Origin of the sequence: Aggregicoccus sp. 17bor-14 (assembly GCF_009659535.1) — a bacterium.
GTDB lineage: Bacteria > Myxococcota > Myxococcia > Myxococcales > Myxococcaceae > Aggregicoccus.
On record NZ_VJZZ01000007.1, the window covers coordinates 90,364 to 104,517 of the forward strand.

A 14,154-nucleotide genomic window follows, 5' to 3' on the forward strand; every position below is an offset into this window, starting at 1 on the left:
GAGCTGTGCCTTGCATGTGCAGAATTTGGGGCGCGCTGTATGACCCTGCCAGGGGTACAGCGGCCACGGATGGGGGGAAAGGTGTGCCCCTTTACTACGAGCCGCGGGTGAAGAGGGCCTTTGCGCGCCGCCCCACCGCCGAGCTCACCCGGTGCCGGGCGAGGCGCAGGGCGTGGGCGAGCGAGAAGTGGTGCTGGAAGAGGCCGCGCACGCGCGGGTCCAGCTCGCGGTAGAGCTGCGGGTCCAGGTTGTAGGAGGCGTCGCCGTAGAAGTACTCGTAGCCCGCGCGGAAGTAGGCCGTGGTGAGCAGGGTGCGCGGCTGCTCACTGCCGCTGGGCGTGCCGCGGTGCCACATGGACAGGTCTCGCACGAGGATCTCCCCGGGCTGCAGCGTCACCTTCACGCTCGGGAAGTACTCGGCGAGCCGCTCCACCGGGGGGTTGCGCCCGTCCTGCACGTAGGGCGCGAGCCCGAAGCGCTCGAACAGCCCCGAGGACCACATGTGGCTGCCGCCCGGCCACACCTCGGTGGGACCGTTGTGCAGCCCGCACTCGGCGATCGGCACGTTCACGATGAAGCCGCGCGGCCGCCACTGGCCCTGGTGGATGACCCGGTCCTGGTCGATGTCGCTGTGCGGCGACTGCAGCATCGCCCCCTTCACGCAGGTGTCGCTCGAGACGTACTTGCAGTAGAAGCCGGGCCCCAGCAGCTGCTCGAGCACCGGCATCACGAAGGCGTTCGCCAGCAGCTCCGGCGAGCCCATGATGCCGGTGAGGCGCGGGAAGATGCGCCAGCGCGACTTGCGGAACCAGAAGGTGGCTCCCTTGCGCCCGGACACGTAGGTGTGGCGCACCGCATCCGGGCTGCCGTCCGTCTCCACCGCGTCCAGCGTGGACCGGCAGTCCGCGTAGATCTCCGCCACCTCCGCGCGCAGCCGCTCCACGAACTCCGGGCGCAGCGCGTCCTTGAGGATGACGTAGCCACGAAAGGCGAGGATGGCCGCCGCGAGCTCCCGGTGCTCGGCGCTCATCACCCCCTCCGCTTGCTCGCGGGGGGTGAGCTGCAGCGTCTGCAGGGGAAGCGTGTCCGGACGGACGTCCGCGGGGCGGGCGAGGGCGTTCATGAGGGCTCGGAGGGGCTTGGAGAGACAGGAGAACGGTGGCCGGGGGACCCGACACGACACTCGCTGGCTCAGCCCCCCCTACACTGTAGGATTACACCAGCGGCCGACGCGCTGTCATCCTGGGGTCGCCGTGACTCAGGGGGCGTCCAGCGCCGAGAGCACCGCGTCCGCGAGCACTCCGAGCAGCCGCTTCCCCTCCTCGGCCGAGGCACTGCGGGGATCCCCGAAGTAGGCCTCGGGCCCTCCCGCCTCGTGGAAGTCCCTGGCCCCGGCCTTGATGCGCGCCGGCAGGTCCACCTCCACGGCCGCGAGCCCCGCGAGCGCGTCCTGGTCCACCAGCTCGGGCGCCGCGGCGAGCATGAGGCTGGTCTCGTAGCAGCCCGCGTGGCTGCCGCCGTGGGTGAACTCCCGGCCCAGCAGGGGCCCGGTGGGCGGGCGGCGGTGGTCGGGCGCCAGCACGCGCGCGCCGCTGCGCTCGCGCGCGGCCTTCGCCGCCTCGTGCACCACGCGGAAGTGCGCGGGCTCCAGGTGGTGGTTCACCGCGAGCGTCGCCGCAAAGCCGTGCCCCGCGATGCCCGCGAGCGCGTCCGCGAGCAGCGCGCGCGCCGTGTCCGCCGCGAGGCTCACCGTGCCGCTGAAGGACGCGGCGAAGTCGGTGAGACCGTAGGCCACCGGCGGAAAGAGCAGCGCCTGCACCCCGCGCTCGCTCTCCAGGCGCCGCGCCACCTCGCGGCACACCGCCTGGGCGATGAGCACGTCCACCGCGAGCGGCAGGTGGGGCCCGTGCGCTTCCGTCGAGCCCACCGGCAGGAGCGCCACTGCGCCGCCGCGGGCGAGCGCGCGCACGCGCGGCCAGGAGAGGTGGGCGGCCTCCAGCGCGCGAAACGGGCTGCTCATGCGCGCAGCTCCCCCTTGAGCACCTTGCCGCGCTCGCTGCGCGGCAGCGCCTCCACGAAGCGCACCTCGCGCGGCGCCTTGTACGCGGCGAGCTGCGCGCGCACGTGCGCCTTGAGCGCCTCGGCGAGCTCGGGGCTGCCCGCGTGCCCGGGCTGCAGCGCCACGAAGGCGCGCGGCTTGTCCAGGCCGTCGTGGTCCTTGAAGCCCACCACCGCCGCCTCGCGCACCGCCGGGTGGCTGAGCAGCGCGTTCTCCACCTCCACCGGCGCGAGCCACTTGCCGCTCACCTTGAGCAGGTCGTCCCCGCGGCCGCAGAAGTAGAAGTAGCCCTCCTCGTCCTGGCGGAACTTGTCCGCCGAGACGCACCAGTCCCCGCGGAAGGTGTGCTTGCTCTTCTCGTGCTCGCGCCAGTACTCGAGCGCCATCGAGTCGCCGCGCACCCACAGGGTGCCCACCTCGCCGCGCGGCAGCTCGTGCCCCTCGTCGTCGCACACCCGGGCCTCGTAGCCCTCGACCACGCGCCCCAGCGCGCCGAGCTTCACGTCGCCCGGGCGGTTGGTGATGAAGATGTGGAACATCTCCGCGCTGCCGATGCCGTCCAGCACCTCCACGCCCGTGCGCGCGCGGAAGCGGTGGTAGAGCTCCGCGGGCAGCGCCTCACCCGCGCTCACGCACAGCCGCAGGCAGGAGAAGTCCGTGCCCTCCGCCTCGGGCGCGCTCGCCAGCTGGTTGAGCGCGGTGGGCACCGCGGTGAGCAGCGTGGGCCGGAAGCGGCGCACCAGCGCGCAGAGGCGCTCGGGGGTGGGCTTCTCGGGGAAGAGCACGCTCGCGGCGCCGGCGAGCAGCGGGAAGAGCAGGTTGGTCCCCAGCGCGTAGCCGAAGGCGAGCTTGGGCACGCTGAGCATCACGTCCCCGGGCCGGTAGCCGAGGATGGGCAGCCCGTAGGTGAGCGCGTTGTAGAGGAAGTCGTGCGCCTTGTGCACCGCGCCCTTCGGGAAGCCCGTGGAGCCCGAGGTGAAGAGCCACACCGCCGCGTCGTCCCTGTGCGTGGGGTGGAAGTGCGGGTCCGGCGTCGCCTCGGCGAGCGCGCGCTCGTAGGCAACGTGTGCGCCCGCTCCCGCGCCTGCCTCGCCACTTCCCACCACCAGCACCCGGCGCAGGCGCGGGCAGTGGGGCAGGGCCGCCTCCACCAGCGGCAGCACGCTCGCGTGCGCGACGAGCAGCGTGGCCCCGGTGTACTCGAGGTAGTAGCGCACCTCCTCGGGCTTGAGGTCCGGGCTCACCGCGCCCACCACGCCGCCCGCCTTCACGCAGCCGAGCCACGCGGAGGCGAAGGCCGGTACGTCCGGCAGCATCAGCAGCACGCGCTGCTCGGGCTGCAGCCCCAGCGCCCGGAACACCGCGCAGGCGCGGTCCACCTGGTCCGCGAGCTGCGCGTAGGTGAGCGTCTCCGTCTCGGTGAGCAGCGCCGGTGCATCGCCCCGCGCGGGCAGCTGCCGGTGCAGGAACAGCTCGGCCAGGTTCAGCCGCTCGGGGAGGTGGCGCCAGTCGAGGGCTGCAGGGGTGGGGTCCACGCGGGGAGTCCTCCTGGGAACAGCGTCACGGGTGGTCAGCGGGGGAGCGCTTGCGGAGCCAGAGGAACACGGCGATCGAGAGCAGCGCGAGCGCGACGGCGCTCGCGGCCTGCAGGCGGCCCAGCGACCGCGCGAGCTCGACCTCGGCGGCGCACTCGATCGGCTCCAGGCCGGCGCAGTCCGGGCCGGTGAGGCCGCGCAGGGCGAAGAAGGCGAGCATCATGGCGCCCCCGAGCAGCCCCAGCCCCAGCCCCAGCAGCGCGGCGCGGGCGAGCGACTGCGGCGGGGGGGAGCGGGGCGGGGCGTCCATGGGCGCGCCCAGGCTAGCCCGCGTATGCTGCGGCGTCGAATGCGAATCCTCTATGGAGTCGTCGGCGAAGGGATGGGGCACGCCACGCGCTCGCGGGTGCTGCTCGAGGAGCTGGTGAAGAAGCACGAGGTGCAGATCGTGGTCTCGGGCCGCGCCCGCGACTACCTGCAGCAGCGCTTCCAGAACGTGCGCGGCATCTGGGGCCTCACGCTCGCCTACGAGGGCAACAGCGTGAAGAGCGTGCAGACGGTGCTGCAGAACGTGCAGGGCGCGCTCAAGGGCTGGCCGCAGAACGTGCGTCAGTATCTGGAGCTGGCGGAGGAGTTCCGCCCCGACGTGGTGGTGAGCGACTTCGAGAGCTTCAGCTATCTGTTCGCGCGCAACCACTTCCTGCCGGTGGTGAGCGTGGACAACATGCAGGTCATCAACCGCTGCAAGCACGACCCGGCGCTGCTCGCGGGGCACGAGGACAGCTTCGAGCTGAGCCGCGCGCTGGTGAAGGCGAAGCTGCCGGGCGCCTTCCACTACCTCGTCACCACCTTCTTCTACCCGCCCGTGCGCAAGGAGCGCACCACGCTCCTGCCCTCCATCCTGCGCCCCGAGGTGCTGGCCGCGCGCAGCGAGCAGGGCGAGCACCTGCTCGTCTACCAGACCGCCACCACCAACACGCGCCTGCCCGAGGTGCTCAAGCAGAGCGGGCTGCCCTGCCGCATCTACGGGCTGCGCCGCGACCTGAAGGAGGACCTGGTGGACGGCAACCTCACCTACCGCCCCTTCAGCGAGGCGGGCTTCATCGACGACCTGCGCACCGCGCGCGCCGTGGTGGCGGGCGGCGGCTACACGCTGATGAGCGAGGCGGTGTACCTGCACAAGCCGCTGCTCGCGCTGCCCCTGGAGGGACAGTTCGAGCAGGTGCTCAACGCGCTCTACCTCGAGCGCCTGGGCTACGGCATGTACGCGAAGGCGCTCACCGCGGAGAGCCTGCAGGCGTTCCTGCGCCGCGTGCCCGCCTGCGCCGAGGCGCTGCAGGGCTACCACCAGGACGGCAACACGCTCATGCTCACCGCACTCGAGGAGCAGCTGCAGCGGGCGAAGGAGGCGGGCGCGGACCCGCTCTCCCTCTGGAAGGACGCGAAGCCGCGCGCATAGGCCTCCGTCAGTGCACCGAGGCCGCGCTCTCCTGCGGCCCCACCTCGTTGTTGCGCCGCGCGGCGCGCTGGGTGAGCAGCGTGAGCCACGAGCGGCTGAGCGGGGTCTCGCTGTCGCGGCCCTTCGCGCTCTCGGGGCTCGCGTCCTGGGGCAGGGCGCGCGCCGCGAGCGCGAGCACGCCGGCGGTGAGGTTGGGGGCGAGCGCGCGCGAGAGGGCGCCCACCTTCGCCTGAACGCTGAGCACCACCTCGGCGTCGCCGCGGCGGGTGGCGCGCAGGATCTTGCGCGCCGCGCGCTCCGCGCTCATCGAGAACAGCGGGAGCGAGTCGCTCAGCGAGAACCAGGTGTACTCGGCCTCGCTGTCGCCCCTGAAGTCCGCGTTGCGAGGGGACCCGGTGCGCATGAGGCCCGGACACACCGTGGTCACCACGATGCCGTAGCGGCGCAGCTCCGCGCGCAGGCCGTCCGAGAGTCCCACCAGCGCGAACTTGCTCGCGCTGTAGGGCACCAGGTGCGGCACCGCGAGCTTGCCGCCGATGGAGGAGATGTTGACGACGCGGCCCTCGCGGCGCGCCTTCATCTGGGGCAGCACCGCGAGCGTCGCGTGCAGCGGGCCCCAGAAGTGCGTGTCCATGGCCTCGGCGAAGTCCTCCTCGGTCATCGACTCGAGCGGGCCCGCCTGGATGACGCCCGCGTTGTTCACCAGCACGTCCACGCTGCCGAAGCGCGCCTGCACCGCGTCCACCAGGGCCTGCACCTGGGCGCGCTCGCGCACGTCGCAGGCCTGGGTGAACACCTCGGCGCCCAGGCGCTCGAGCTCCTCTCGGGCACGCGCGAGCGAGTCCTCGTCGCGCGCGCACAGGGCGAGGCGCGCGCCCTCGGCCGCGAGGTGCCGGGCGAGCACCAGCCCGAGGCCGCGCGAGCCTCCGGTGATGAGCACCGTGCGGCCGCGGAAGGCGTAGCGGTGGCTGAGCGTGGCGCGCAGTCCCACCGCGGCGCCCAGGGACGCGGCGGCGGCGTTGCGCAGGAGGGAGAGGGTCCGGGAGCGGTCGGCCATGGGCGGTCTTTCTCCGGGGTCAGGGCGCGCTGGCGGTGATGTCGCCGTGGGGCTCGTGCGGCTTCTCCTCCAGGGCGCGCTCGAGTGCCGAGCGCAGGTGCCCCATCGCCTTCTCGCCGGAGACCTGGTGGCGCAGCTCGGGGTTCGCGTCGAACACGAGGAACGCGGGAATGGCCTTCACCCCGTAGGCCTGCGCCATGGAGCCGTCGTCCACCGCGATGGGGTGCTTGAGGTTGAGGCGGCGCGCCTCCGTCTCGATGACGTTGGTGTCCAGCGCGGCCTCGTTCTCGTCGAGCGGGACGTGCACGCCGATGACGCGCAGGCCCCGCGGCTCGAACTCCGCGATGAGCTTGTGCAGCGAGGGCAGCTGCTCCTTGCAGCTCTTGCAGTTCGTGGACCAGAAGTGCAGCAGGACAGGACGGTTGTGCAGCTCGGAGACGTGGACCGGCGCATTCACCCAGCCGCCATCGGGGTCGAGCAGGGTGAGCGGAACTCGGTGCGGTGGCATGCGGACACCTCGGCGGGGCAGGGGGTGGAGGGCAGCCCCTCGAAGCTATGCATCGGTGCCCGGTGACCTGTGGCCAGCGGCCCTCGCGGGGCTGGTCGCCCGCCCCCGGGCCGAGGAGACTGACGAGACCATGCGCATCCCCGACTTCAAGCTCGAGCGGTACTTCGCGAAGTGGGAGTTCTCCGCTCCCTACCTGCTGTGCAGCTCGGACATCGAGGGCTGGCGGATGGCCGACCTGCTCGCGCTCGCGGACGACGACGCGCGCTCGCGCTGGGAGGCGCTCACGCTGGGCTACACCGAGAGCACCGGCCTGCCCGCGCTGCGCGAGGCGATCGCCGGGCTCTACGCGGGCGTGGCGCCCGAGGAGGTGCTCACCTTCGGCGGCGCGCAGGAGGCGCTCTTTGTCCTGCTCAACGTCCTGCTCGGCCCGGGGGACCACGCGCTCGTCACCTGGCCGGGCTACCAGTCGCTCTACGAGGTGGCGCGCGCGACGGGCGCGGACGTCGCGCTGCTGCGCCTGCGCCCCGAGGACGGCTGGCAGCTCGATGTGGAAGCGCTCGAGCGCGCCCTGAAGCCGAACACCCGCTGCGTGGTGGTGAACTTCCCGCACAACCCCACCGGCGCCCTGCCGCCGCGCGCGGCCTTCGAGGCGCTCGGGGCGCTGTGCGCGGCGCGGGGCATCGTGCTCCTCTCGGACGAGGTGTACCGGCTGCTCGAGTACGCGCCCGCGGACCGGCTCCCCGCCGCGGTGGAGCTGCCGGGGCGCGGCGTGAGCCTCGGGGTGATGTCCAAGGCCTTCGGGCTCGCGGGGCTGCGCGTGGGGTGGCTCGCGCTGAAGGACGCGGGGCTGCGCGCGCGCATCGCGGCGTTCAAGGACTACACGACCATCTGCAACTCGGCCCCCAGCGAGGTGCTCGCGCTCATCGCCCTGCGCGCGAAGGAGCAGGTGCTCGCGCGCAGCCGCGCGCTGCTCGAGGGGAACCTCGGCCTGCTCGACGCCTTCTTCGCCCGCCACGCGGAGCGCTTCGGCTGGGTGCGCCCGCGCGCGGGCAGCGTGGCCTTCCCCCGGCTGCTGCAGGGCGGGCCCGTGGACCGCTTCTGCCAGCGACTCGTGGAGCAAGAGGGCGTGCTGCTGCTTCCCGGCAGCGTCTACGACTTCCCCGGCGACCACTTCCGGCTCGGCTTCGGCCGCTCCTCCCTCCCCGAGGCACTCGAGCGTCTGGAGCGCTTCGTTGCCTCGAGCACTCCGGCCTGAGCGTGCTTATCGATATGTGCGGGGTATCCAGGCATTGAGACACCGACACTCAATCCGACCCGGGAGGACGCCATGAAGCGCGGCTGGCTCGCAGGATGCGTGGGAGTCTTGGTGCTGTCGACGACGGGCTGTGCCACCGGCGGAGGCACAAGGGGCGATGTCTACGGCCTCACGGGAACGAGCTCCTGGGCCCAGTGGCGCGCCCACGAGCTGCGCGCGGGCTACCTGCAGCCGCAGAGCAGGTGGCACCTGTCCAGCTTCCAGGGCCTCGTGGACTACCGCTACCTCAGCACCCCCTACAGCGCCGTGCTCATGGAGGGCAGGCCCGAGGCCATCTACGCGCGCGCGCAGGACTGGCGCGATCGGCCGCCGATCGATCCGCAGACGGGCCTGCAGTACGGCGCCAAGGACGGGTCGAACGTCACCGTGTACGTCGCCCCCCACTGAGCGCCTCGCGTCTCCTCATGCCGTTCCAACACGGGAGAGTCCGATGAGAGCGTCGTCCGTCGTGACGTCGTTGCTGGCCGTCCTGTTCCTGGGCTCGGCGTGCGCGAGCCACTCGCAGTCGCTCATCGGTGCGAGCCAGGGGCGCGCCCAGAAGCCCGCGCGCCCCGAGCCCAACGTGGACAAGCCGCCGCCTCCCGAGGGCCGCTGAGCCCCGGGCGGGCCCTCACCCGCGCTTGAGCAGCTCGCGCGCGATGACGAGGCGCTGCACCTCGGAGGCGCCCTCGTAGATGCGCAGCGCGCGCACGTCGCGGTAGAGCCGCTCCACGGCCATGCCGCGCACCACGCCGTTGCCCCCGTGCACCTGCAGCGCGCGGTCCACGATGCGCTGCGCGGCCTCGGTGGCGAAGAGCTTGCCCACCGCGGCCTCGTAGGTGATGCGCTCGGCGCCGGCGTCCTTCGTCGCCGCGGCCTTGTGCACGAGCAGCCGCGCGGCCTCCAGCTCCACCGCGTTGTCCGCGAGCAGCGCCTGCACCGCGGGGAGCTCCGCGAGCGGCGCGCCGAACTGGCGGCGCGTGCGTGCGTAGTGAAGCGCCTCCTCCTGCGCGCGGCGCGCCATGCCCACGGCCGCCGCGCCCACGGTGGAGCGGAAGATGTCCAGCGTGCCCAGGGCGAGCTTCATCCCCTGGCCCTCCTCGCCGAGGCGCGCCGAGGCCGGCACGCGGCAGCCCTCGAAGTGCAGCTCTCCGATGGGGTGCTCGGCCATGAGCTTGAGCTCGGTGGAGACGCGCAAGCCCGGCGCATCCGCGGGCACCACGAAGGCGGAGATGCCGCGCGCGCCCTCGCCGGTGCGCGCGAAGACGGTGTAGTGCGTGGCGACGCCCGCGTTGGAGATGAAGCGCTTGTGGCCGTGCAGCACGTACGCGTCGCCGTCGCGGGTCGCGCGGGTGGAGAGCGCGGCCACGTCCGAGCCGGCCTCGGGCTCGGTGAGGGCGAAGGCGAAGAGCACTTCGCCGCGAGCGACGCGCGGCAGCAGCGCCGAGCGCTGGGCGTCATTGCCCGCGAGCACCACGGGGTGGCTGCCCAGCCCCTGCACCGCGAAGAGCGAGTCCGCGGCGGCGTTCACCGAGGCCATCTCCTCGCGCAAGACGCACAGCGTGCGCACGTCCACGCGCGCGCTCGCGCCGCCGTAGGCCGCGGGCACCAGGTGCACGTAGTGGCCGAGCGCCGCCACGGCGCGCGCGAGCTCCGCGGGCTCGTGGGCGTCCGCGAGGGGCGCGAGCGAGCGGTAGGCGGCGCGCGCCTCGAGCGCGAGGGCGAGGTGTCGCGGCTCCAGCAGTCCGACCTCGGTCATGGGTTCCAGCTCCTGGAGCGACGTGCGTGAGAGAGGTCCGTCCTACCGTCCGGTGAACTTCGCGGGCCGCTTCGCGACGAAGGCCTCGTATGCCTCGCGGAAGTCCTGGGTCTGCATGCAGACGGCCTGGGCGCGCGCCTCGTTGTCCAGCGCGCCGTAGAGGTCCGAGTTCAGCTCGCCGTTGAGCAGCTCCTTCGTCATCCCGAGCGCGAAGCGCGGGCCGTCGGCGAGGCGGCGGGCCCAGGCCATGGCCTCCTCGAGCACGCGCTCGGGGGGCACCACGCGGTTGAAGAGGCCGTAGCGCTCGGCGGTGGCGGCGTCGATCGCGTCGCCGAAGTAGAGCAGCTCGGTGGCGCGGCCGAGGCCGACGATCTTCGGGAGCAGGTACGCGGCGCCCATGTCGGCACCCGCGAGGCCCACCTTGACGAAGAGGAAGGCAATCTTCGCCTTCTCGCTCGCCACGCGCAGGTCGGAGGCGAGCGCGATGACGGCGCCTGCGCCCGCCGCCGTGCCGTTGAGCGCGGCGACGATGGGCTTGCGCAGCGCGCGCATGTTCTTGATGAGGTCGCAGGTCATCCGGGTGAACTCGACGAGGCCCGGCATGTCCCGGCTGAACAGCTCGCCGATGATGCTGTTCACGTCTCCGCCGGAGCAGAAGCCGCGGCCCTCGCCAGTGATGACCACGCTGGCGACGGAGGGCTCGCGCTCGAGCGCGAAGAAGAGGTCGGTGAGCTCGCGGTAGACCTCGAAGGTCAGCGCGTTGAGCATGTCGGGCCGGGTGAAGGTGATGACCCCGACCCGGTCCTGCACCTCGAAGCGAAAGGACGTGGGCGTCTGCATGGCCCACCTTCTAGCGCACTTGGGGCGAGGCCTGTCCCCGCTCAGAGCACCGCGGTGGCCTCGATCTCCACCAGCGCACGGTCCTCGAGCAGCGCGGCGACCTGCACCAGCGCCATGGCGGGGTAGTGCCTGCCGAGCAGCTTGCGCCACGCTCCACCGATCTCCTTCGCCGCGGCGAGGTACGCGTGCTTGTCCGTCACGTACACGGTCATCCGCGCGATGCTCTCCGGTGCGCCGCCGGCCTCGCGCACCACCGCGAGCACGTTGGCGAGCGCCTGCTCGAACTGCGCCGCGAAGCCCTCGGGAAAGCGGGGCGTCTCGCTCGTGGGGTCCCACCCGATCTGCCCGCCGACGAAGAGCATGCGCCCCTCGGCGACGATGCCGTTCGCGTACCCCTTGGGGCGAGCCCAGCCGGGCGGCTGCACGACGGTGGGTCCAGGCATGGCAACATCCTCCTCGGTGGGGAGCGAGCACTGTAGCGGGCGGGGCTGGCAGCGTCGCGTGCCGGAATCGATTCCTGGGAGTGATGGATGAGCCCACAGTTAGTTACTCACGCTGAAGAACAGGTCGAGGCCAGGGTTGCCCCCATAGGGAGGCAGCCCATGCACCGACGTCATCAGGTCCCCATCCTCATGTTGCTGGCCGGAGTCACCGTGCACGCGGCCGGCGCGCTGGTGGCAGACGCTCTCTGGAACAAGGGCGCGCTGCACGACCTCGTCACCCGCCAACCCTCGGCGTTGTTCGCGTACGCCCTCGCGACGGCCTTTGCGCTCACGCCGCTGGTTGCGTTCGCGTCGCTGCACGTCCTGCTGCAGCGCCTGGCCCACCGGTTCGTGCCCGTGCGCAGGATGCTGCAGGTAGGCACCGTGGCCTTTCCGCTCCTCGCGCTCGCGGCGCAGGTGGAGAGCTGGCGCTGGCTCGCCTCCGACGCGCAGGCCGCGCTGCTCCTCCTCTTCCTTCCGATTTACGCCGCAGTAGGCGCGGGCGTGCTCATGCTGCTCGCGCTGCTTGCCTCGGTGCTGCTCGGCGAGCACCACCGCCCCGCGCTGCGTCACTGACGCGCGGGCTCAGCCGCTCACTCCGCCTGCGACGTGGCGACCTCGGGCGGTCCCTCGGCGGTGTCGTTCAGCTCGCAGGGTGCGAGGAGCAGGGTGTTGCCCGAGGCGTTCGAGGCCACCTGGATGAGCGGCCCGTGCACCGTCACCCACGTCTTGCGCGCCACCAGGGAGTTGATGCGCCGCACATCGAGCGGTGGCGTCAGGATGCAGGTCACCACGTGGGACTTCTCGCGCGGGGTGGTGGCGTCCAGCACGCCGTCCACGTCCAGCCGCGCGTTGCCGTTGGACATCGGGACCACCGTGGCGAGGCGACCGGTGATCTCCACGTCCGCGTACTTCCCGGCGCACTTCTGCTGCGCCTCGCCCTCGCCGGTGGTGCTGCGCGCGCAGCCGTAGAGGTCCTCCCACTGCCGCTCGAACTGGGGGTGCAGCCGCACCTGGGAGCAGGCACAGAGGACGAGCAGCGCGGGGAGCAGGAGGAGGCGCTTCATACCGTCTCCCCACCGTCGATCGCGTAGGTGGCGCCCGTCACGGCGGCCGCTGCCTCGGAGGCGAGGAAGAGGCACACCGCAGCGACCTCCTCGGGCCGGATGATGCGGCCCATCGCATTCATCGACGCGAGCGCCTCGCGGCTCTCGGCCTCGCTGCGCCCGGTGGCCTTGCTGATGTTGCCGGTGGCAGCGGTGAGCATGTCCGTCTCTACCCAGCCCGGGCACACGGCGTTCACGGTGACGTTCTTCTTGCCGTACTCCACCGCGAGCGCGCGCGTGAGCCCGAGCAGCGCGTGCTTCGAGGCGCAGTACGCGCTCGTGTAGCGAAAGCCCTTCACGGCCGCGGTGGAGGCGATGTTCAGCACGCGGCCGCCGCCGGCCGCCGCCATCGCGGGCATCAGCTCGCGGCAGAGGAGGAAGGGCGCGGTGACGTTCACCGCCATGAGCCGCGCATAGTCCTGGGTGGAGGTCTTGCCGAGCGGCGCCGCGAGCGCGATGCCGGCGTTGTTCACCAGCACCGCGGGCGGGCCCAGCTCCAGCACGGTGCGGCAGGCGGCGAGCAGCGAGGCCTCGTCGGCCACGTCCACCTCGAGCGGGCGCACCGCGTCACCGGCCTCCTGCTGCAGCCCCTGAAGCTGCTCGCGCGAGCGGGCGAGCGCCCACACCCCATAACCCTCGCGCGCGAAGGCGAGCGCGATGGCGCGCCCGATGCCGCGGCTCGCGCCGGTGACCACTGCCATCCGCCTGTTCGAAGTCGCCGAAGGAGCCATCGTGCGCCGCAGCATACCCGGCCGGGCGCGTTTGACTGCCCTGGAGGTGGGGGTTACAAGCCGCCGCAACCCCTACTCGAGGACGCACATGCCCCGCGCGGAAGTCACGGACCTCTACCGCATCGACGACCTGCTGTCCGACGAGGAGAAGGCCGCCCGCGACACGGTGGCGCAGTTCATCGACCGCGAGTACCTGCCCATCATCGGCAAGCACTTCCGCGACGGCACCTTCCCCATGCACCTCATCCCGCGCATCGCGGAGATGGGCGTGCTGGGCGCGAACCTGCACGGCTACGGCTGCGCGGGGATGAACAACGTCACCTACGGCCTGGTGCTGCAGGAGCTCGAGCGGGGCGACTCCGGGCTGCGCTCCTTCGCCAGCGTGCAGGGCTCCTTGTGCATGTACCCCCTCCACGCCTACGGCAGCGAGGAGCAGAAGGAGCGCTTCCTGCCCGGCATGGCCAAGGGCAAGCTCATCGGCTGCTTCGGCCTCACCGAGCCGGACTTCGGCTCCAACCCCGGCGGGATGCGCACGCGCGCGCGCAAGGACGGGGACCACTGGGTGCTCAACGGCAGCAAGGCGTGGATCACCAACGGCACCTTCGCAGACCTGGCCATCGTGTGGGCGAAGACGGACGACGGCGGCCCCGAGTCCATCCGCGGCTTCATCGTGGAGAAGGGGATGCCGGGCTTCACGGCGCGCGAGATCCCCGGCAAGTTCTCCCTGCGCGCCTCGGCCACCGCCGAGCTCGCCTTCCAGGACGTGCGCGTTCCGGAGCGCAACATGCTGCCCGGCGTGAAGGGGCTCAAGGGCCCGCTGAGCTGCCTCAACAACGCGCGCTACGGCATCTCCTTCGCCGTGACGGGCGCGGCCATCGCCTGCTTCGAGGGCGCGCGCGAGTACGCGCTGTCCCGCGTGCAGTTCGACCGCCCCATCGCCGGCTACCAGCTCACGCAGGAGAAGTTCGCCGACATGCTCACGGAGATCGTGAAGGCGCAGCTGCTCTCGCTGCGGCTCGGCCGGCTCAAGGACGAGGGCAAGGCGACGCCCACGATGGTGAGCCTCGCGAAGCGCAACAACGTGAAGAGCGCCATGGAGATCGCCCGCGTCGCGCGCGGCATCTACGGCGCCAACGGCATCACGGACGAGTACCCGCCCATCCGCCACATGCTCAACCTCGAGAGCGTGTACACCTACGAGGGCACCCACGAGGTGCACACGCTGGTGCTGGGCAAGGCGATCACGGGCATCGACGCGTTCAACCCGTAGCCCGGATGCACGAAGGGCCCCGGGGTGCTCACCGCGGGGCCCTCCGCTGCTGCT

General features: G+C 72.1%; 17 protein-coding genes. 6 read left to right on the forward strand and 11 right to left on the reverse strand.

Going from position 1 to position 14,154, the window contains the following annotated elements:
- Nucleotides 1-94 precede the first annotated feature (94 nt).
- The 4 genes from FGE12_RS14835 to FGE12_RS14850 form a co-directional block, all read right to left on the reverse strand.
- Nucleotides 95-1,123, reverse strand: coding sequence for a phytanoyl-CoA dioxygenase family protein (locus FGE12_RS14835; RefSeq protein WP_153867131.1), 1,029 nt, complete (start codon nucleotides 1,121-1,123; stop codon nucleotides 95-97).
- 135 nt (nucleotides 1,124-1,258) lie between these two features.
- Complete coding sequence (locus tag FGE12_RS14840; protein WP_153867132.1) at nucleotides 1,259-2,020, reverse strand: creatininase family protein; 762 nt, start codon at nucleotides 2,018-2,020, stop codon at nucleotides 1,259-1,261.
- Entirely contained in the window at nucleotides 2,017-3,594 is a 1,578-nt protein-coding gene (locus FGE12_RS14845) for a benzoate-CoA ligase family protein (protein WP_194797890.1), read from the reverse strand. The genes FGE12_RS14840 and FGE12_RS14845 overlap by 4 nt, the downstream gene beginning before the upstream one ends.
- A 25-nt stretch (nucleotides 3,595-3,619) precedes the next feature.
- Nucleotides 3,620-3,904, reverse strand: coding sequence for a hypothetical protein (locus FGE12_RS14850; protein WP_153867134.1), 285 nt, complete (start codon nucleotides 3,902-3,904; stop codon nucleotides 3,620-3,622).
- 39 nt (nucleotides 3,905-3,943) lie between these two features.
- Between FGE12_RS14850 and FGE12_RS14855 the strand changes: the two genes are divergently transcribed.
- Complete coding sequence (locus tag FGE12_RS14855; protein WP_194797891.1) at nucleotides 3,944-5,053, forward strand: MJ1255/VC2487 family glycosyltransferase; 1,110 nt, start codon at nucleotides 3,944-3,946, stop codon at nucleotides 5,051-5,053.
- Between the two features lie 7 nt (nucleotides 5,054-5,060).
- Here the strand turns inward: FGE12_RS14855 and FGE12_RS14860 are convergent, their stop codons facing one another.
- Together FGE12_RS14860 and FGE12_RS14865 are read right to left on the reverse strand one after the other, a co-directional pair.
- On the reverse strand, nucleotides 5,061-6,110 hold the full coding sequence (locus tag FGE12_RS14860) for an SDR family oxidoreductase (RefSeq protein ID WP_153867135.1): 1,050 nt from the start codon (nucleotides 6,108-6,110) through the stop codon (nucleotides 5,061-5,063).
- Between the two features lie 19 nt (nucleotides 6,111-6,129).
- Nucleotides 6,130-6,618 carry a TlpA disulfide reductase family protein gene (locus FGE12_RS14865; protein WP_153867136.1) on the reverse strand — a complete coding sequence of 163 codons (489 nt, stop codon included), beginning with the start codon at nucleotides 6,616-6,618 and terminating at the stop codon, nucleotides 6,130-6,132.
- A 130-nt stretch (nucleotides 6,619-6,748) separates the two neighbouring features.
- Here FGE12_RS14865 and FGE12_RS14870 point away from each other — a divergent pair, with 130 nt between their 5' ends.
- From FGE12_RS14870 to FGE12_RS14880, 3 genes are all read left to right on the forward strand, one after another.
- Nucleotides 6,749-7,873 (forward strand): aminotransferase class I/II-fold pyridoxal phosphate-dependent enzyme, encoded by a 1,125-nt coding sequence (locus tag FGE12_RS14870; RefSeq protein ID WP_153867137.1) that lies wholly within the window; start codon nucleotides 6,749-6,751, stop codon nucleotides 7,871-7,873.
- A 111-nt stretch (nucleotides 7,874-7,984) separates the two neighbouring features.
- Nucleotides 7,985-8,320: a hypothetical protein gene (locus tag FGE12_RS14875; RefSeq protein WP_153867138.1), complete on the forward strand. Its 336-nt coding sequence runs from the start codon at nucleotides 7,985-7,987 to the stop codon at nucleotides 8,318-8,320.
- 43 nt (nucleotides 8,321-8,363) lie between these two features.
- Complete coding sequence (locus FGE12_RS14880) at nucleotides 8,364-8,528, forward strand: hypothetical protein (RefSeq protein ID WP_153867139.1); 165 nt, start codon at nucleotides 8,364-8,366, stop codon at nucleotides 8,526-8,528.
- Nucleotides 8,529-8,543: 15 nt separating this feature from the next.
- On the opposite strand, the gene FGE12_RS14885 is transcribed toward FGE12_RS14880, so the two are convergent.
- Genes FGE12_RS14885 through FGE12_RS14895 form a run of 3 tightly spaced genes read right to left on the reverse strand, consistent with a single transcriptional unit; the run spans nucleotide 8,544 to nucleotide 10,954 of the window.
- Nucleotides 8,544-9,671, reverse strand: a complete 1,128-nt coding sequence (locus FGE12_RS14885; RefSeq protein ID WP_153867140.1) for an acyl-CoA dehydrogenase family protein — start codon at nucleotides 9,669-9,671, stop codon at nucleotides 8,544-8,546.
- Nucleotides 9,672-9,713: 42 nt separating this feature from the next.
- Nucleotides 9,714-10,511 (reverse strand): enoyl-CoA hydratase family protein, encoded by a 798-nt coding sequence (locus FGE12_RS14890; protein ID WP_153867141.1) that lies wholly within the window; start codon nucleotides 10,509-10,511, stop codon nucleotides 9,714-9,716.
- 41 nt (nucleotides 10,512-10,552) lie between these two features.
- Entirely contained in the window at nucleotides 10,553-10,954 is a 402-nt protein-coding gene (locus FGE12_RS14895) for a RidA family protein (RefSeq protein ID WP_153867142.1), read from the reverse strand.
- A gap of 87 nt (nucleotides 10,955-11,041) precedes the next feature.
- Between FGE12_RS14895 and FGE12_RS14900 the strand changes: the two genes are divergently transcribed.
- Nucleotides 11,042-11,569: a hypothetical protein gene (locus tag FGE12_RS14900; protein WP_194797892.1), complete on the forward strand. Its 528-nt coding sequence runs from the start codon at nucleotides 11,042-11,044 to the stop codon at nucleotides 11,567-11,569.
- 17 nt (nucleotides 11,570-11,586) lie between these two features.
- Here FGE12_RS14900 and FGE12_RS14905 read toward each other — a convergent pair whose 3' ends face one another.
- Both FGE12_RS14905 and FGE12_RS14910 read right to left on the reverse strand, forming a co-directional pair.
- Nucleotides 11,587-12,060 (reverse strand): hypothetical protein, encoded by a 474-nt coding sequence (locus tag FGE12_RS14905; protein WP_153867144.1) that lies wholly within the window; start codon nucleotides 12,058-12,060, stop codon nucleotides 11,587-11,589.
- On the reverse strand, nucleotides 12,057-12,800 hold the full coding sequence (locus tag FGE12_RS14910) for an SDR family NAD(P)-dependent oxidoreductase (RefSeq protein ID WP_228530804.1): 744 nt from the start codon (nucleotides 12,798-12,800) through the stop codon (nucleotides 12,057-12,059). The genes FGE12_RS14905 and FGE12_RS14910 overlap by 4 nt, the downstream gene beginning before the upstream one ends.
- Nucleotides 12,801-12,918: 118 nt before the next feature.
- Between FGE12_RS14910 and FGE12_RS14915 the strand changes: the two genes are divergently transcribed.
- A complete protein-coding gene (locus FGE12_RS14915; RefSeq protein WP_153867146.1) occupies nucleotides 12,919-14,100 on the forward strand; it encodes an acyl-CoA dehydrogenase family protein in 1,182 nt (393 codons plus the stop codon).
- The last annotated feature ends 54 nt before the right edge of the window (nucleotides 14,101-14,154 follow it).